Source organism: Ignavibacteria bacterium (assembly GCA_017302895.1).
Taxonomy (GTDB): domain Bacteria; phylum Bacteroidota; class Ignavibacteria; order Ignavibacteriales; family Ignavibacteriaceae; genus UTCHB3.
The window spans coordinates 1,142,681-1,162,546 of the sequence record JAFLBV010000001.1 but is presented as its reverse complement, the minus strand read 5'-3'; the positions used below and the strand labels follow the sequence as shown (position 1 = coordinate 1,162,546).

At 43.4% G+C, this 19,866-nt stretch carries 15 protein-coding genes; 14 read left to right on the top strand and 1 reads right to left on the bottom strand.

Annotation, left to right across the window (positions count from 1 at the left end; all coding sequences use genetic code 11):
- Nucleotides 1-3: 3 nt before the first annotated feature.
- Nucleotides 4-1,737 (top strand): T9SS type A sorting domain-containing protein, encoded by a 1,734-nt coding sequence (locus tag J0L60_04505; protein ID MBN8545377.1) that lies wholly within the window; start codon nucleotides 4-6, stop codon nucleotides 1,735-1,737.
- 8 nt (nucleotides 1,738-1,745) lie between these two features.
- Entirely contained in the window at nucleotides 1,746-3,524 is a 1,779-nt protein-coding gene (locus J0L60_04500) for a T9SS type A sorting domain-containing protein (GenBank protein MBN8545376.1), read from the top strand.
- Between the two features lie 60 nt (nucleotides 3,525-3,584).
- On the opposite strand, the gene J0L60_04495 is transcribed toward J0L60_04500, so the two are convergent.
- A complete protein-coding gene (locus J0L60_04495; protein MBN8545375.1) occupies nucleotides 3,585-4,610 on the bottom strand; it encodes a LacI family DNA-binding transcriptional regulator in 1,026 nt (341 codons plus the stop codon).
- Between the two features lie 224 nt (nucleotides 4,611-4,834).
- Between J0L60_04495 and J0L60_04490 the strand changes: the two genes are divergently transcribed.
- The 12 genes from J0L60_04490 (at nucleotide 4,835) to J0L60_04435 (ending at nucleotide 19,595) form a co-directional block, all read left to right on the top strand.
- On the top strand, nucleotides 4,835-7,090 hold the full coding sequence (locus J0L60_04490; GenBank protein MBN8545374.1) for a PAS domain-containing protein: 2,256 nt from the start codon (nucleotides 4,835-4,837) through the stop codon (nucleotides 7,088-7,090).
- A complete protein-coding gene (locus J0L60_04485; GenBank protein MBN8545373.1) occupies nucleotides 7,091-7,720 on the top strand; it encodes a response regulator transcription factor in 630 nt (209 codons plus the stop codon).
- 263 nt (nucleotides 7,721-7,983) lie between these two features.
- Entirely contained in the window at nucleotides 7,984-9,072 is a 1,089-nt protein-coding gene (locus tag J0L60_04480) for a hypothetical protein (GenBank protein ID MBN8545372.1), read from the top strand.
- Between the two features lie 13 nt (nucleotides 9,073-9,085).
- Nucleotides 9,086-10,006, top strand: a complete 921-nt coding sequence (locus tag J0L60_04475; protein MBN8545371.1) for a hypothetical protein — start codon at nucleotides 9,086-9,088, stop codon at nucleotides 10,004-10,006.
- A 57-nt stretch (nucleotides 10,007-10,063) separates the two neighbouring features.
- Nucleotides 10,064-10,801 carry a prolipoprotein diacylglyceryl transferase gene (locus J0L60_04470; protein MBN8545370.1) on the top strand — a complete coding sequence of 246 codons (738 nt, stop codon included), beginning with the start codon at nucleotides 10,064-10,066 and terminating at the stop codon, nucleotides 10,799-10,801.
- Nucleotides 10,802-10,858: 57 nt separating this feature from the next.
- Nucleotides 10,859-12,394, top strand: a complete 1,536-nt coding sequence (locus J0L60_04465; protein ID MBN8545369.1) for an ATP-binding protein — start codon at nucleotides 10,859-10,861, stop codon at nucleotides 12,392-12,394.
- A 494-nt stretch (nucleotides 12,395-12,888) separates the two neighbouring features.
- Entirely contained in the window at nucleotides 12,889-14,565 is a 1,677-nt protein-coding gene (locus J0L60_04460) for a metallophosphoesterase (GenBank protein ID MBN8545368.1), read from the top strand.
- A gap of 27 nt (nucleotides 14,566-14,592) precedes the next feature.
- Complete coding sequence (locus J0L60_04455; protein ID MBN8545367.1) at nucleotides 14,593-16,266, top strand: metallophosphoesterase; 1,674 nt, start codon at nucleotides 14,593-14,595, stop codon at nucleotides 16,264-16,266.
- A gap of 189 nt (nucleotides 16,267-16,455) precedes the next feature.
- Entirely contained in the window at nucleotides 16,456-17,016 is a 561-nt protein-coding gene (locus J0L60_04450) for a DUF1579 domain-containing protein (protein ID MBN8545366.1), read from the top strand.
- A gap of 227 nt (nucleotides 17,017-17,243) precedes the next feature.
- Nucleotides 17,244-18,353, top strand: coding sequence for a hypothetical protein (locus J0L60_04445; GenBank protein MBN8545365.1), 1,110 nt, complete (start codon nucleotides 17,244-17,246; stop codon nucleotides 18,351-18,353).
- 430 nt (nucleotides 18,354-18,783) lie between these two features.
- A complete protein-coding gene (locus J0L60_04440) occupies nucleotides 18,784-19,368 on the top strand; it encodes a type IV toxin-antitoxin system AbiEi family antitoxin domain-containing protein (GenBank protein MBN8545364.1) in 585 nt (194 codons plus the stop codon).
- Nucleotides 19,365-19,595, top strand: a complete 231-nt coding sequence (locus J0L60_04435) for an Abortive infection protein AbiEii (protein ID MBN8545363.1) — start codon at nucleotides 19,365-19,367, stop codon at nucleotides 19,593-19,595. The genes J0L60_04440 and J0L60_04435 overlap by 4 nt, the downstream gene beginning before the upstream one ends.
- The last annotated feature ends 271 nt before the right edge of the window (nucleotides 19,596-19,866 follow it).

Here is a 19,866-nt window from a genome sequence, read left to right as displayed (position 1 = left end):
CCCATGAAAAAATCTACATTTCTGGTACTTTTTCTTTCCTTTTTGGCGGGAACAACATTCGCACAGTTCGTGAATGGTCCTGCAGCCGAAGGGGTACTCGGACAGCTTGACTACATCACTCTTACAAGCGGTACCGCAATAAACAAATTTAACGGACCTAATGGAGTATTCTTCGACAACAGAACCGGAAAAATCTGGGTTGCTGACAGAGGGAACCACAGAGTTCTCAGATTCTCATCAGCCAATGCCTACATAAACGGATCTGATGCAGAACTCGTAATCGGTCAGCCTGACTTCACCACCAACACTTCCGGTCTTACTGCCTCCAAAATGAACAACCCCATCTGCGCAGTTGTGGATGGTAACGGCACACTTTGGGTAAGCGAGTACGGCAACAACCGTGTAACAAGGTGGGACAATGCAGATAATCTTGTAAATGGAGACACTGCCGACGGAGTCCTCGGTCAACCCGATTTCACTACAAACGGTGCAGCTACAACTCAGAACAAATTCAGCGGACCTGCGGGCATTTTTGTTGAGGCAAACGGAACCCTCTGGGTAAGTAATTTCAACATCCACAGAGTCCTCCGCTTTCAAAACGCCGCAACCCTTGCAAATGGTGCGAATGCAGATCTTGTAATCGGTCAACCTGATTTTGTCACAGGTACTGCAGGACTTTCCGCAACTAAAACAAACAATGCAAATGGCGTTTATGTTGATGTCCTTGGAAATCTTTGGGTAAGTGAGTTTACTAACAGACGCGTTCTCAGGTTCAATAATGCTGCCACTCTCGTAAATGGAGATACCGCCGATGGTGTGCTGGGTCAACCCGACTTTCTGACCAACACTGCAAACACCACACGGAACGGTTCAGGGAATGTTAGATGGGTAACCGGTGACATCCTGGGGAATCTTTATGTGGTTCAGGAATCAAACAACCGGATCTCCGTGTTCCTGCAAGCCGCAACCCTTGCCAATGGTGCAGACGCTGATTATGTGATCGGTCAACCCGATTTTGTCACAGGTACCGGACTTAATCCTCCAACACAAAATTCACTCAGAACCCCGCGTGGTGCCTCGGTTGACAATACCGGCAAGAAACTTTGGGTAGCCGACTGGGCAGACAACCGTGTGCTAAGATACGATATCTCCACCCTCGTCCCGGTGGAACTCGCTTCCTTCTCGGCATCGGTTGTCACAAATGGCGTTGAACTTAAATGGACAACCGCTACTGAAACCAACAACTTTGGTTTTGCCATCGAAAAAAGAAATGCCGGTACAGAATTTACCGAAATTGGATTCATAAAAGGTCACGGTACTTCAACACTCATAAACCAATACTCCTTCATCGACAGCAAACCACTTGAAGGTACCGTTTATTATCGACTGAAACAGATCGACCTCGACGGCTCCGTCAACTACTCCAATGAGATCATGGTGGACAATTCCGGAATGATCGACGGGTTCAGACTCCTCGGGAACTATCCAAATCCGTTTAATCCTTCCACCTCAATCTCCTTTAGCCTCTCTGAAAAAGAGAATGTAAGAGTGATTATTCGCGATATCCTGGGGAGTGAAGTGGCTGAAATATTCAATGGAGTGGCATCCCCCGGAATCAACAGAATTCTTTGGAACGGGACAAATTCGGCCGGCGAAACCGTTAACTCGGGAGTTTACTTCTATACCATCGAAGTAAACAACAACCTCTTTTCCGGCAAAATGATCCTGAATAAATAGGTATCGCCATGCTTAGATTTTCAAAACTGCTCCTGTTAATCTTCCTGTTTGCCTGCATTTCTGAAGTGCGGGCACAGGATTACCTGTTCTTTACTGACAGTGATATCCCCAACTATTACGATCCGAGTTACCTTCAGGTCACTTCGCCGAGTGAACTTCTGTCCGTAAATGGCGTCAAGTTCCCGGTGGTCTCCGATACATTTTACTCAGGCACCAACGGTCTGAAACTTCGCTACAAATCTGTTACAGGTGGCGACTGGGTTGCTGCCGTAGCTGCACCCGGTTGGCCCGGAAGGGATGCGACCCTGAAAGATTCCATAGTCTTCATGGTCTATTCTCAATTTCCCGTTGCTGCTTCCGACCTTCCTGTAATCTTTGTGGAAGACCTTTCAAACCAGCGCTCAACGAAAATTCCCCTCTCAAAGTACAATCCGCTTGGCATCCCTGCAGGTGCATGGACAATGCTTTGGGCACCTCTCGATACTTTGAAAAGGAACCCGGGCAGTTGTGACCTTACCAGAATCAAGACAATCTTCTTTGGTCAGTCAATAGCTGATGGTGTCACCAGAACCTTGTTCCTCGACAACATAAAGATGACGGGTGGTGCCTCGATCTACGATTACAATTATATAGTTGTGCTCGGTTCATCCACTTCTGCGGGTACCGGAGCAAATCCTCCCGACAGTGCTTATGTGAACAGGCTCAGAAGGCATATCGCAGGTGTGGACACCACATACAAAATCCTCAACCTTGCTGTAGGAGGCTTCACTTCCTACCATGTGATGCCCACAGGTTTTGTTCCACCCGGCGGAAGGCCGACCCCCAGAGCAACCAACAATATCTCGTATGCCCTTGAGTATAATCCAAAAGCGATATTTATAAATCTCCCCTCGAATGATGCTGCAAGCAGCTACCCGATGTCGGAACAAATCGCCAATTATGATACTCTTGTGGCAATTGCAAACAGAAACAACATCAGGCTCTGGATTACCACCACTCAACCGAGAAATTTTTCCAGCCAGTCGCAACTTGACCTGTTGACCGGTATGAGAGATTCGGTTTTTACCCGGTACGCCCCATATGCAGTAGATTTCTGGACCACTCTTGCCCAGCCAAATGGATTTATAGCACCGGAGTTCAACTCGGGAGATGGAATCCATCTGAATAATGCAGGGCATCGTCTCCTCTATCAGCGGGCTATCGAGGTGATTCTCCCCATACTCGTTCCTGTCGAGCTGATCAGTTTCACAGGCACCCGTTCAGGGAATGATGTCATCCTCCAGTGGATCACCGGCACTGAGACGAACAACTATGGCTTCGAAGTGCAAAGAAGCATTAACGGGAAAGACTTTGAAGCAATTGGATTCGTCGAGGGATCGGGATCAACAGCATCACCATCGAGTTACAGCTACACCGATGGTGCTGTTCAGGAGGATGTAAAATATTACTACCGTCTTAAGCAAATCGATTTTGACGGCACATCTTCATTCTCCGGTCTTGCAGAAGTGGAGGGAGAGTTACCCGTTGGGTTTTTTCTTTTTCAGAATTATCCCAATCCATTCAATCCGACAACCACGGTTGCCTTCTCACTCCCCAAAGCGATGACGGTAAACCTTAGATTATACGATATAACAGGGAAAGAGGTTGCCGAAATATTCTCGGGTGATCTTTCACAGGGATATCACAAAATGAATATTGACGGATCAGTCCTTGCTTCGGGAATTTACACATGCAGACTGGTGGCGGGTGAATTTACATCAACAATTAAACTGACTCTCTTGAAGTAATAAACGGTTACAAAAGAGTTACCAAGAGACCGGGATTCCTGCCACCGGTCTCTTTTAATTTTAAATCACTTTTAGCTGCGAGGAGGATTCTCTAATCCGTAAAACGGGTTCTATCACTCTTCCGAACGGAATATCGCAAATTTTCCTCTGCTCAATCTGCTCCATCAGCATGCAAAAAGCTGATTCTCCAAAAAGCTGTGTGTTCAGGTAGACAGAACTAAGTGAAGGTCGAATCATCTGAGCGAACTCGATATCATCGAAACCGCAAAGAGCCACATCCTCTGGAATGCTTACACCATTCTGGTGCATCCAGTTAAGCGCTCCGAGTGCCATTGCATCGTTGGAAGAGAATATTGCGGTGATATCGTTTCTTCGGGCGAACAAATCTTTTACGGCGTTATATCCCGATATTTGCCTGAAATTGCCACTCAACAATTCAACATTCTCCCGGGGAATTCCTGCGGAATCAGTTGCAAAAAGAAATCCTTCAGTTCTCTCTATGGCATCTGTGTTGCCATCTTCTCCTTTAATCAGTGCAATTTTTCTGTGTCCCCGTTCGATGAGATGTTCTGTTGCCATTTTCGCTCCGGCAAAATTGTCGAGAACCATGTCCACATGCTCTTTGAATTTTACAAATCTGCTTAACATCACAACCGGCAGCTTCGGGAAGCGTCTAGCCATTTCCCCCTTTACACCCTCCTTGTGATACATCAGTATCAAACCGTCTATTTTGGTGCTCAGTTTTTTTACAGTAGCAAACAGGTCCTCGGGTGACCCCTTCTGCCCTGCTACCACAATATCATAACCTTTCCCCTCCGCGAGAGCCTGCATCGAATAAATCAGATCGGAGAAAAAATTGCCGTAAAGAATAGGTAGCACTATACCAATAGTCTCCTGCCTGCCTCCACTGAGTCCACGGGCAGAGGCACTCGGTGAGAAGTTTAGCTTTTGTGCCACTTCCATTACATGTTTTACTGTCTTCTCCGTTACCAGCGGGCTTTTGTTAAAAACGCGTGAGACCGTGGCGATCGACATTCCTGCAACCCGGGCAACATCATAGATAGTTGATTCTTTTTCTTTTTTCATTCTTTAGGATTTTTTCTGAAAGCGCTTTCAATTTAACGATTTTTTTAATGAAATATGTATCCTCAAATTCAACTTCCGGTGCAAAGACAATTTCTAGAGAATACCTCAATAGACAATTAACAGCCAGACCGGGCACTTTTTTCATGGATCATTATAAGTGAAAGCCCCTATATGATATAAAAAATTAAATGGTTAGTTTGCGCTCTTAATTAAATCGTTTAATCGTGAAAAAAAATCTCTTCCGGTCACCTTTTTTATTTTGTGCACTGTTTTTACTGTGTATCCCCAAAAGCCATGCCCTTTCGCTCGAAGACAGTCTTTACATTCTTAACCCGTTCACTCAGAGAGAAGCACTGAAACACCTGTTTGACACTCACTTCTCGATTTTGGGGGTTGACAACCAAAAGCTTGTTGAAAAATACTCGATTGAACTTGAAACAGCCAGAAAGATGAACAGAACCGCTGATATCCAAAGAATTCTGACAACTCTGGGCGATATCTACATTCACACAACCCTTTCATCAAGGGCTCTGAAATATTACTCCGACGCTTTGGAAATAGCCCGGCAACTGAAAGACTCAATAAACACGGCACTTCTCTATATGAAAATCGGGAGGACCTACTATTTTGGTGATCTAAGAAACCTCCAGAGCGATTACATAAACCGGGGTTACGAGGTTCTTAAAAACTGTGAGGATATTGAAATAAGGGCAAAGGCTTTCTACTACAAAGGGGCTCTTGAGGACGGTTCAGAACTTGCGCAAAGTTTATTTGCCGAGGCCTTAAGGCTGCAGCTAAAGGTGATATCAACAAAACCCGGAGATTATTCAGCAAATCAGTTCCTGGCTCGTTATCTGTACGCAAATAACAGGGAAGAGGAAGCAATCTCGATCGCTGAAAAGATCAATGACAACTGGCTGCTCATTATTTTCCTGAATAACAGGGGGATGTCGAAATTTCTCGAAAGAAAATATAATGAAGCCATGGAGTACTATCAAAGATCTCTAAGACTGTCGATTAACGCGAGACTCAAGGGGCTTCTGAAGAATACGATTGTTAATATGGCGGAACTCTACCGGGGGATGGGTGAGTGGGAAAAAGCCTCAAAGTTTCAGTATATGCATTCCATCCTTGATGAGAGTATCTACAATGAGAGGTACAACGATCTCTACTCGGAATTTCAGGCAAAGTTTCAGAATGAACTGAAAGATGAAAGGATAAGGGATCTCCAGATTGAAACAAACCGGCTTTCTGATATTCTTGGAAACGAAAAGCTCGTTAATTATCTCCTCGGTTTCCTGTTGGTGTCTCTTTCGGTTTTAATTGCACTGGTCTATTCCAGCAGGAAGAAACTCAAAACACTGCTTACTGAATTGAACTCGCAGCACACCGAACTGTCAGAACAGAAAAGTGAACTGGATATCTTGCACGGTGAACTGAAGAGAAGTGAACGACACCTTAAATATGCCCAGGAGATCGCCGGTCTGGCCAACTGGGAGTGGGATCTGGAGGGCGACAGGTTCTCGTATTCCGATCAGATGGCGGAAGTGTTCGGTGTACATCCGGATGAACTGAAGAAAAACTTCCGCGACACGCTCCTCTCACGAATTGTGCCGGAGGACAGGGAAATAGTGAGTACCTACTTTTATCATGGGCGGAACAGTGAGCAGTATCATGAAAGGGAGTACAGGATCAGTCACCCTAAAGGAATAAGATGGATCAACTCAAAATATTCGACCCGCACCGATGAAAACGGTGTACTGATAAAAATTACCGGTACAGTCCAGGACATTTCACGCCTGAAGGAGGAGGAGGAAGCCAAACTTGAAGCGGCTTCGCAAAGAGCCTTCACCGGCCAACTTATCAAGTCGCAGGAGGATGAAAGAAAACGGATCGCATATGAGCTTCATGACAGCTTTGGACAGGATCTGCTTTTCATTAAAACAAAAACCAAACTCGCGATGCGCGACAAGAAAATCGTGAAACTCGCGGGCTCATATCTAAATGAGATAGATTCATCGATCGACACGATGCTTTCTACAGTGAGGGATATAGCAGGCAATCTTAAACCGCTGCATCTCGAACGGATCGGTTTATCAGAAACTGTAATCGAGCTGCTCTCCCGGGCATCGGGTTCCACCAGTATAAAGTTCAGCCATGAGATCAACCGGGTTGACGGTAAATTTTCCACTGACAAAGAACTCGCGATATACAGGGTGATCCAGGAAGCGGTAAATAATATCGTAAAGCACTCTAAAGCTGAGAATGCCTCGGTAAAATTGGCCATTGAAGAGAATAATTGCTCCCTCATTATTTCAGATGACGGTGTCGGCTTGGTAACACTCCAAGGCGGGGAAAACAAGGGATTTGGTCTCAGCAGCATGTCTCACAGAATCAACCTTTTAAATGGCGATATTCGGTTTACCGCTCTTCAGGGCGGGGGAACCGAGATAATTATTAACATCCCCGTGGAGGTATAGTTGAACAGAATCAGAGTTGTAATGGCTGACGATCACCCCGTTTTCATTCAGGGGCTGATGACGATCTTAAAGCAGGAAAAAAACATTGAAGTGTTAGGTCAGGCGTCCGACGGCCGAACCGCTCTGACAATGGTTCATAAATATAAACCTGATGTGGCGATTCTCGATGTTCAGATGCCTGAGCCGGACGGACTGCAACTGGTTGAGTTGTTAAATGCAGAACAAAATCCGATAAAAATAATCATCCTTACCATGTACAAAGAGGAATCGATCATTAAAAAAGTGCTTGACCTTGGCGTGAAGGGTTATGTGCTCAAAGAGAACGCGATAGATGATATAATCGACTCGATAAACATTGTTTATAACGGTGGTATCTACTTGAGCGATACCGTCTCTGAGATAATCAGGAACAGTGAAGGCAACCTGATCTCCGGGCCTGTTCAGGTGCTTACTCCTTCGGAGAAAAAAATAATGGACCTGATCGGGGAGGGTAAATCGAGTAAAATGATCGCTGATGAACTTTTTGTCAGCATAAAGACGATCGATAATCACAGAAGCAACATCTGTAAAAAGCTTGGTATCACCGGCACAGCAGCTCTCATAAAATACGCCCTCTCGAAAAACCGCTAACCGGGCCTTCCCGACTCCAAACTCCGCTGCCGGAGTGACTTCCTTGTTGAAAAAATGAGGAAAAGCCCCTATTTCATTCAGCCTCAATTTTGATCATATTTGCATTCGGTTCACCGCATTTTGTTGTTCTCCGTGCCAAACAATTCAGATGATTCAAGTACCTGCCCTGTCCCGAATAACTGTACACGGCTCTGTGGTAATAGTTTTTAATCTATTAATGCTTCTCCATTAAGTTTTTAATCACCCAAAGAAAGGATAATCGAATGTTAAAATCTACACTTCGGTTGTTTGTGTTCTTCTGCACCCTGACTGTTGGCTTGTCTTTTGCTCAGGGTCTGGAAAGTGATTTAAGCAAACTTGGCAGTCTCGCCGGTAAAGCTTATATCTCACCATTGGTTAATAATGTTGGTGTCAACCTCAACAGTGGATGGATGAACACCGCTCCTGCAAACAAGAAATTTGGTTTCGACCTTGAATTCGGGGTTGTTGGAATGTATTCCAGTTTCAACTCTCAGGGGGATAACCGCTTCTCTGTCGATGGAACTTTCCGTTTCAGCAGATCCCAGCTTCTCGAAATAACAAAGGATGTAAGCGATCCGGCTATCCGCGAGGATGTTATAAACCAGTTACTCGTTCGCGATATGCCTGTAAGAATTTCCGGAGCAAACATTGCCGGCGGTGAAAAAGACAACATTTTTGTCCTCTTTGGTGCCAACGGTCCCGAGAATGTAGAGGTTAACGGGCCATTCCCTGTAACAGTTACTCTCAATCCCAAGCTGGTTGATCTTGGTGTAGGAGGATTGTTAAACGGGATGAAAAGAATCCCCGGAGCCGCACCTCAACTGAAGATCGGAACGGTTTTAGGTACCCGTGCCATAATTCGCATGGTACCCGAGATTAAGCTCGGAGACTCAATTGGAACATTCAGTTACTTCGGATTTGGTCTTGAACACAATGTCGCCTACTGGCTCGAGCCTTTAACGGGTAAATTGCCTCTCGATATTACTGTTGGCTTTTTAACCCAGAATGCAAAACTTGACAAGAGTGCATCATTCTCCGCAACCAGTTACGGTATGAATGTTTCTTTCAAATTCAGTCTCCTTGGATGGCTTGATGTTACCCCGTATACCGGTTTTATGCTCGAGAGCACAAAACTCTCAGTAAACATCACAAAACAGATCGACACACCCAATGGTCTGCAAAGTGCAAATATTGCGTTTGACATTGAAGGTGAAAACAGTGCAAGATTTGTTCTGGGTGCAAGTTTCAGAATGGCAATCATTAATCTGAACATTGAATATGCCGCGGCAAAAGCGAGTACGCTTATAGCCGGCTTATCATTTAAATTTTAACAAGGAGACAAAAATGAAATCAATACTTAAGAAATATGGATTCGCTGTTATGAGTGTCTCCGTGATCGCCGGCTACTTCCTCTTCACCGGCGGTGTTATGAATACTGCAGTAGTTGTACCACCTCCAACAATAACTAATCTTACTTCTGCCGTGACTCTGAATGTTGGGCGAGGTGTTGTTCTGTCATTTAGAGTCATAGACAATGCTCCGGGGGATGTACACACCACAACTGTGTGCGATCCTCCGAATTTAACTCCTGTTGATGTAACAACTCCGTTACCTGTCCCCGATGTTGAGATTGAGCATTCCACAAAACTCAACTCTCCCGGCTCTGTAGCCACTGAGTGGAGTAAACAGCTTGGTATTGGGGGTGGCGGTAATTATTTCATAAACAAATCTTTTAATGCGCCCGGAGTATATACTGTAACCGTAAGAGCAAGGATAAAACGAAATGCCGGTTATAGTGAGTATGACACCAAAACAATGACTGTAACTGTTACAGGCACCGCCCCGTTGCCATTAAAGAGATATACATTTATGAGACTGTTAGCTGAATACAGAGATGCTTCCGGTGGAACAATCTCCGCGACACAAGTTATTTTCACCGATCCCGCCAATCAGTATTTCGAACTGAAGGGTGATGACAAGATCGATATGGTATTCAAGTGGAAACCAACCGCGGCAGACATTCAAGCAGTACCCGATTTCGAAACAAACTATGATATCAGAGACTTGAACAAGACCTATCAGGTGCTGAACAAGGCACTTTCCGGAACAACACCCTTTTGGTCTTACAAGATCAAATATGATGAAACAAGAGTGGTTGAATTTGAATTTATCGAGGATGCCCTGAATGGAAATCTTTATGCAACCAAACCCGCCAAAGCAGGAAACGGTACCACCATAAGGCTTATTTTCCAGTTCCGTAAATAACTGTCACAATACTTAACTTTATCCGGGCAGCCACCGCTGCCCGGCCTTTATAAGACAATGCACCCTGTAATACATCTATTTAGCGGTTTCGCGCTCAATTCGTACTCACTGCTCGCCACCATCGGAGCTGTAGCATTTGCTGTGGTTTGCTACCTGGAGGCAAAGCGGCTTTCTTTCCCGATCGAGTCCTACTGGCGGCTCTTTTTCCTGGTTGGAATTTTCGCCATGCTGGGAGCGAAGTTGAGTTATGCTGTTTTCTTCGATACTGAGAGGTTTTTGCAACACCCCGTCGATACTTTTCTGAACACAGGCTGGATGTTTTACGGAGCATTTATTGGGGGGTATGCGGCACTTTTTACAGGCAGGGCATTATTCAACTTTTCACTCTCTAACGCTTTGGATGGAATGTCGTATGGCGGGATTTTTGGACTCGGAATTGGCAGACTTGCATGTTTTCTCGGTGGCTGCTGCGGTGGTCTTCCGACAGATTCCATTTTTGGTGTCACCTTTCCCGGAGGTAAATGTGCAGTTCATCCCACGCAGTTATATGAATCAATATTTGCTTTCCTCCTCTTCGGCTTTATCACCTTCACAAGGAAAAAATTCCGGTTCGACGGATATCAGATATCAGCAGTTGCAATCGGTTACGGTCTGTTCAGATTTACAGTCGAATTTTTCCGTGAGGACTCACTTATCCCGGGATTTCAACCCCTCACCCCTTCACAATACATTTCAATGGCCCTCATACTTACAGGGACTGTCATCATGTTGGTTAAAAAGAGAAAAAATGTTTGATTGAAAATTCCTTTCCCCCCTTTTCTTATATTTGCAGATATCTTTTTTGGAAATTGAATGAAAAATCTTCCTCTCGGTATACAGAATTTTGCGAAACTTCGCGGTGACGAATCTGTTTATATTGATAAAACGGCTTTTATTGTCCCTCTGATTGAAAACTACAATTATGTCTTCATATCCCGTCCGAGAAGATTTGGGAAATCTCTTTTTATTTCAACTCTGGAAGAATTCTTCAGAGGGAACAGAGAACTTTTCAAAGACCTGGATATTTATGCATATGATAAGTGGGACAATTACCCGGTCATTCGGATCGATTTTTCGCAAACTTCCAATTTAAACGCTGAAGTATTCCAAAAGTCCCTTTCAAAACGACTCTATACAATCGCCGAGGAGAATGGCATCGATCTTAGCGAGTCCATTGAAACTGAGATATTGCCAGACCTCATCGAATCACTCTATGAAAAATTCAATAAACGGGTGGTCATTCTTATCGATGAGTATGATAAACCTATAACAGATCACTTTACTGATCACGAAAAAGCCGATGCCAACAGAGATGTGCTGAGAAATCTGTACTCCCCGCTAAAGGGCCTGGACAGTAAAATTCGATTTATGTTTTTTACCGGGGTAAGCAAGTTTGCCAAGTTATCCCTGTTCTCCGGCTTAAACCAGATTTCCGATATTACCCTGGATTCAAAATTCTCCACCCTTTTTGGGTATACACAAGAAGAGCTTGAGTCATCCTTTAAAGAACATATTGACCAATCTGCAAAAAAGTTTGATGTTCCCAAAGAGCTACTCTTACAGGAAATGAAATTGTGGTACAACGGTTACAGTTGGGACGGAAAAAACTTCCTCTACAATCCGTTCTCAATTCTTAATTTCTTTTCCGATTCAAATTTTAGGAATTTCTGGTTTACATCAGGCTCGCCAAATTTCCTGATAAAACTCATAGCTGCCAAAGACTACGACATCTCCTCTTTTCAGAATACCCTGGCTGTCGAGACTTCATTCGATAACATCGGAACGGGTCCCGTTTCCCTTACAAACCTTCTGTTTCAGACAGGATATCTTACAATAAAATCGAGCTATCTCGATAATTTCAGGCAGGTTTTCAGACTCGATTTCCCAAATTTCGAAGTGAAGGACTCCCTTTTCAGCTATCTTTTCGCTGATGCATCTTCCACCGATTCTGATTCTGTGACCGCCGGCATTTCAACTCTGAGAAACGCCCTGATAACTGAAGATTTTGACTCATTTTTAAACATCTTAAAATCCCTTTTTGCACAAATTCCATCAAACCTCCACATCCCGCAGGAAAAATTTTACCATTCCCTGTTCATTATGGTCATGTATATGTCCCGTATTCAGATGGAATCGGAAGTGAATACAAACATCGGAAGAATCGACGGAGTAATAGAATTTCCTGATAAAATCTACATCATCGAATTCAAATACAACCTCCCCCCGGAAGATGGTCTTAATCAGATCAAACAAAAGAAATATTATGAGAAATACCTGACCTCGGGTAAGCGGTTGATTTTGATCGGTGTCAGTTTTACCCGGGAAGAGATTACCATGGTGGTAGGGTAGCTGAGAAACAAAAGCCATAGACCGCCAGGTAAGAATTCTGCATTCTTAACTCCCTCGAATTCGAGGGAATTAAAAACCGCTCACAATATCGGTTAATAATTGACAGAATGCCTCAGAATGAAATCAGCTCATCCCTGTAAATTCCCCCAAATAACACCCTTTTTCAAAATAATTGTTTATATTATCCCTTGTTAATAATTTTTTTACTAATTCCGTTAATCGTGATTTGTGATTAATGGAATCTTAGACCTTTTGGTTACGCCAAAACAAGAGTAAACAAGGGGAATCCGCATCGGAGAAATAAATTTCCGATGGCAGGCGGGAGCGGTTTATTTATAACCTGTCTTTAATACAGAATTGCTTTAATAGGGATGTTTTTCCCCCGATACATTTCGGGGATCGGAGAAGCATCCGGAAAAAATTCACAGGCATTTATGCCTCAATACAGGTGCTGATAAGAAGGCACAAAAAAAAAGCAATGTATGGAGATGGTTATGAAACCAGGATACAAATTATATTTCTCATTGTTAATTCTCCCCGCTTTAGTTTTGACGGGATGTAAATCGGACTCGCCCAACGGCCCCGCAGTTAACCCGACCCTCGTAAGTTCCAATATCGCCCTCTCGAAAGATGCCGGTGACCCCCCTGTAAATAATTCTGTAGAAACAGTTGAATTAACCTTTAGCGAGGCACTTGATACTGCCGGCTTGACTTCCCTGGTAAAAGTTTTCAAAATTGACTCCACAGGTAATCCTGTTAAACTGCCGGCATATATTGCTCTCGATCAGTTTAATAAAGCTATCATTAGAATCAAGACCGCCCCTGTACAAAAATTCCCCGACGGTATGGAGTACAAAATTGAAATTGATGGTGCTCTGAAAGCTAAAACAGGCACTCCTCTCGGTGCAAATTACAATGGCTACTTCGCAACAAACCGCACATTCACATTCCTTGGCGACCCGACTCTGAATTCACTTAGGACTCAGGTGGTGGTCATAAGTGACATTCATCTCGGAATGGATAACAGTTTCGCGGAGTGTAACGCCAACCGCGCCGCCCTTGTCAGTTTCCTGACAAAAATAAAAAACTCACCCAATGTGAAGGAACTTGTTATCGCTGGTGACTTGATCGATCAGTGGTTTGTTCCCATGGAATATCAGCCACCAACATCCGAAGCAGCATTTGTTGACGCCATCGCAGCCAACAATCAGGCAGTAATGGATGCCTTTAAGGCAATAATTGCAGAAGGACAGATCAAACTGACTTACGCTCCCGGCAACCACGATATTCTGGTAACTGCCGCCGATGTGGAAAGAATTCTGCCCGGAATCAATCAGGCGCGCGGTTCTGTTCAAGGAATAGGCGAGTACAAAACGGGACTGCAAAACGAAATTATCGTCGAACATGGTCATAAATACAACCTCTTCGTCGCCCCCGATCCAATTTCGAACAGAAACATTACCGGCAACACCACTTCAATTCTCCCTCCGGGATACTTCTTTACGCGAATCGCCACATCCTCGGTAGTCCAGGGGAAACCTGTATCACCGAATGTCTGGCCCGATATCACCTATGATAAAAACGACCCGATGCAGGAGTTGCTCTATCTCTACTATCAGACATGGAAATCGATTCTTGTTACCCTGCCAATCAAGCAGAAATTTTCAGACAAGGTAATGACCACGAACATCGACGGATTTACAGCCAATTATTCAGTCAATGACATCCTCCCACAGGTTAATCCAACAACCGGGAAGCTGGAAGTGGCGCTTTTCGACAATATGCTTGCAACCTGGGATCAGAGACAAACCATGAACGGAGTCAAAGTAAAAACACCCGTAAAAGACGCCATTATTCTTGCAAACGACAGTCATCTTACCGACAATCAGTCGAAATATCAATATTTTGATACAGACGGCTCGATAAGAATTGTAATTTTTGGTCACACCCATGAAGCACGGATTTTAACCTTCAAAAATCTTAACGGTAAAAAGACCATCTATGCGAATTCGGGCACATGGATAGATCATTCACTGGCACATCCCGGGATGATATTCACCGTGGTTAACGAGGCAGGTGCCGGTTCACCACTCAGCATCGTTAACAATTATCAATATTCCGCCAACGGTACTGTAACCCAATGGGAAACAGCACAGGCAATCACCAAGTAAATATGAAATAACTTTCGGAGACCGATCATGAAAAATCGAATTAAATATCTGGCAGCACTTGTTGTTCTTTCTGCAATGCTGACGACAACTTTCTCAAATAATCTGCCCGGTGAGCCGGTCAAGGCACTGACTATAGTGAAATCCAATGTGGAAGTGTCGGAAAACATTGCCAATCCGCCTGTCAACAATTCGGTGGAAGTTGTGCAACTTACCTTCAGCGAAGCACTTGACAAGGCTACACTTCAGGGAGGTGTAAAACTTTTCCGGATAGACGCAAAAGGGATAGCATCAGAAGTGCCCTGTTATCTTCGGACAGATTACTACAATCCGGCAATATTGGCTATAAATACTAAACCGGTACAAAAATTTGCCGATGGTGTGGAGTATAAAATTGAAGTAAGCGGGAATCTGAAATCAAAATCGGGAGCGACTATGGGTGGAGGCTCCTCACTCTATTTCGCAACCAATGTTGAACCTGCCTTCTCCGGATCAAAGAAGGAAGTGAAGAGAAATAAAATTGTCGTGATCAGCGACATTCACCTCGGAATGGACAGCAAATTCGCCGAGATAAACAAAAACTTCCCTAACCTCGTTGATCTTGTAACAAAAGTTGGAAATTCTCCCGATGTGAAGGAGCTGGTGATCGGTGGTGATCTTATGGATCAATGGTTCATACCGATGAACTACAAAACTCCCGCAGATGAAGCTGCCTTTGTGGATGCAATTGCTGCCAACAACAAACCTTTTGTTGATGCTATTGTTGCAATCATAAAAGAAGGAAAAATTAAAGTTACCTATGCACCCGGTAACCATGATCTCACTGTGAAAGATTCAGATATCGCCAGGGTTTTCCCGGGTATCAATCAAGCCCGTGGATCAGTTCAGGGCCTTGGAGAGTATGTTACTGGAGACAAGAACTCAATTGTGATTGAGCATGGACACAAGTATAACTTCTTCTGCGCCCCTGATCAAATTTCAATCAGAAAAACCACAAAGAACACCACATCGATAATGCCTCCGGGATACTTCTTTACCCGTATCGCAACTTCCTCGATTGTAGAGGGAAAACCGAAAACAGAGAACTCGTTTCCGCTCTACAATGTCGATAAAAATGATCCCGAACAGTTGCTTCTGAATTACTATTATATGACCTGGAAAGGGATTCTTGAAACGCTCCCTGTCAAGGAAAAATTCACTGAAAAAGTAATCGTCACCAATATCGATGGCATGAATGACACTTATGCAATGAGTGATGTAATCCCTCAGTACAACGCAAAAACGGGTAAATTCTCCGTTAATGTTTATGACGGACTCGTTACTTCATGGGAAAAACGGCAGGAAATGAATGGTGTGAAAGTTAAAAATTCCGCTGCAGATGCAATTCTCGGTGCAAACGATGACGATCTTACCGATTTTCAGGCAAAACTTCAATATTTTGATGCAGACCCCTCCAAAAGAATCGTTATTTTTGGACATACACATAAAGCAAAGGTTGTGCCTTTTGAGAACCTCAAAGGACAAAAAACGATTTATGCCAATTCCGGCACATGGATCGACCACTCCCTCAACTATCCAAACAGTACATTCGTGGTTGTTACCGAAGGCGGCAACGATTCACCCCTTACTTTCGTGAATCTCTACCAGTACACCGGCAACGGATCCGTAACCCAATGGGGAACAGCTCAGGCAATCACTCACTAATCCATTTTACCTTTAGGGCAGATACTGAAAAGTGTCTGCCCGAAATTTTATGTTTATAATCTCAAAAAATCTTAATTTTATCCATCCGTTTCTTTTGTTTTTTGTAATTCTTTTGAACAGCTTCACTCGAGTGATGCCTCAAAAAGAAACTGACAATTACATCTATCATCATCAAATCCGGATTTTACAATGAAAAAAACGATTCTTTTTCTTACCGTCGTACTCTCCTTCATTTCTTTCGCTCAAACCGATGCGGAAATGAAAGCATACATGGATTACCTGACACCCGGTCCGATGCACAAACACCTAGCTGAAAGTGTCGGGAACTGGGATTACACCCTGAAAACCTGGGGTGATCCCGCAGCTCAACCCACGGTTGATAAAGGTACTTCAAAAGGCGAAATGATCCTCGGCGGCAGATATTTTCAGATGACCCACGATGGAACTGCCTGGGGAATGCCGTTTAATGCTATCCAGCTTTTAGGTTTCGATAATGCAAAACAGGAATTTCTTGGTTTCTGGATCGACAATATGGGGACCGGCTTCACTTGTTCATCGGGTAAAATGGATTTTACCAAACCTTATCTGGAGATGTTTGGCACTTTCGTCGATCCCCTCATAAAAAAGGATGTGAAATTCAGATCTGTACTGAAGAGCAGTGATATTGACCACTTCACTATTCAGATGCACATCGACAAAGACGGCAAGGAGATGTTATTCTGGGAAACGAGCTACAGCAGGAGAAAATAACCGGCTCTAATTTCAACAAGTCGGTCGAATAACCGGATAATTCTTAATTTTCGGCAATGATCTTCATGAGAAACTTCGCTTTAAAGAAATATTACACCTGTTTTTTGATCTGCTTAATATCTGTTTTGCTACAGCCGGGTTGTTCTGAAAAAGTTGGACCACATTCTTTACAGGTGGCTGTTGACCCGACGATAGAGCAGCTCGAAAAAAGCTCTTTTTTGTCCTTAATGAAAAAACTGGAAAATACTCCCGAAGAAAAACGGGGGGAAGCCGTGAGAGATTTTCTGGCTGCAAATCCACAATCTCCGGTGATTGAGGACACTACTCTCGCCTGTTTCTACTGGTATGGAAAAGCCGATACAGTAATGATCAAAGGTGACATTCAACTCGCTTGGAGCACACAGGTTAATCTCAAACCAATAAAATGTGGAGATTCCACTCTCTTCTATAAAATTTACTCTCTTCCTGCTGATGCACGGGTTGACTATCTCTTTCTTGTCGATGGTTTTGAAGTAACCGATCCACGGAATCCGGTTGTTACACCCAGTGGATTCAGCGTCCACTCCCAATGTGCAATGCCTCTTTTCAAGCCTGACACGATCAGGAATTTCAGCCCTGATGTGAAACATGGCAGACTGGACAGCTTGAAATTCGGAGAGGGGAAAACAGCAGCGGACAAACGAACAATAAAAATTTACATTCCTTCGGGATATGATACTCTCAAAGACCTCCCTTCTCTCTATATAAATGACGGAATAAAAGCTCTTGATTATTGCTCTTACAAAAACATTCTCGATAATCTGATTTCTGAAGGGAAAATTGCTCCCGTGATCGCGGTTTTCATCGAGTTCAGAGAGGGTGATCAGGATTTTTATCTGAACAAAACAGACGAGTACACCTCTTTCATCTGTGAGAGTTTGATGCCGTTTATCGATAAAAAATACAAAACCTCCACTTCACCTGAAAAAAGGGGAATTGCAGGAATCTCGGCAGGAGGGCACATTTCGCTTCTGATTGCGTTAAAAAGACCCGACAAATTTTTGCTAGCAGCAGGGCAGTCATCAACTCTGACACCATACTTTTTCGAGACCGTCGACTCATTTATCAGTACACAACATCAAACGGGTAAATGGAAGTTCTGGCTAGATGTTGGAAAATTCGACCTTCTGAATGGAACATATGATAACATGTCTTTTCTTGAATCAAACCGGTTACTCGATAAGAAACTGAAAGAAGCAAAAATCGAACAAAAATTCACCATTTTCAACGATGGCCACCAGTGGGCAAACTGGCGCGAACGAACTGATGATATTCTGATCTATTTTTTTGGAAGATGATTTTACATTAAGCAGCTTCGCTCAAGACAGTATTTCTCGATGTTTTTCCGCGATTTTTTTTCGTCCGGTGCTGTAGTTTGAGAATTTAATTCAATCGCCTTCGTAAATTCCTCAACTGCTCCTTTATGGTCCTTATCCTCACATTTGGCGATCCCATTCTTAATGTGCTCTTCAGCTCCGCGCTTGCAGCCAATCCCGTAATTGGCAAAGACTAAAACCAATGCATTTACCCGCCACATCCCAACCTACGAAAAGATTAGATTGATGTAGAGATAGCATCAAATAAAATTTTGAAAAAAGCAAAATTATGAGGAATTTTGTCTTTTTATTTGATGTGTGAGGGATTTTGAGAAAATTTGAAATGTAGATGGTTCTTTTTTACGGGGATTTTGTTATATTTACCTTATAAAAGAACCAAATTGAGGCGACTGTGATAGATTATCTGGCTTTCAATAACGGCTATGCTCGAATGAAGGACCTGAAAGAAAGAGGAATTCATCCTCGGGAGATTAAAAAAGCCCTTGAGGACGGACTTATCGACAAGGTAAAACCGGGACTTTACAAACTTATCGATTTCCCGTGGGACGAGAACTCCTCATTTGTGGATGTTTACAGGTCTAACAATAAAGCTGTTGTTTGCCTTACTTCCGCAATTGAATATTACGGACTGACCACTTTCAATCCAACTCGCATCTCGATTGCTCTGCCTGAAAATGCCCGCCTGAATAAAATTTTTTACCCTCCTGTAAAGGTATATTATTTTCGTGATATTGTTTACCAAACAGGTATCGAGAAGATTAGCTCTAAAAGTGGAGAGTTTCTCATCTATTCCGTTGAAAAGACACTCGCCGACCTTTTTAGATATCAGCAGAAAATCGGAGATGATATTGTTCTCGAATCTCTGAAAAATTACATGTCAAGCAAGAACAGAGATATCGCACTGCTCTGGCGTGTAGCTGAAAAATGCGGTGCGCTTAAAAGAATCAAGGACTATATGAAAGCATTTACAATATGACGAGAAAAACTGAGCCCAAGAATAAAATAGCTTCTTTTAAAGCGAGACTGTTAGAAATTGCAAGGGAAAGAAAGATCGATTACAATTCCCTGTTAAGATTGTACTTTCAGGAAAGGTTCATCGACAGAATTTCAAAATCCAAATATTCGGGCAGCTTTATATTGAAAGGGGCTCTACTTTTCCTGACTTATGAAATGAAGCATTTCTTAAACCATGTCTCACCATAGATAATTATGGAGCTGTTTGGAACCCGGAAAAGTTTGAATGGAAAGAGGATTAAATAATAAACTGGTTCTTTTTTAAGGTGAATATTCGATTTTTACCGTAAAAAAGAACCAAGAATTCGAGAAGATTTCGCATTATCTTACTGAACGAAGAAGTTTGGTCGGCTGGGCAATCGAGGACGATTGCCGCTCCTTTTCCGGGGGCAAAAGTCCGGTGCTCTGTGTTGTGATTGGCTAAGAGATTCTACCCATATGTCGCCACAAGGGCTCTCTT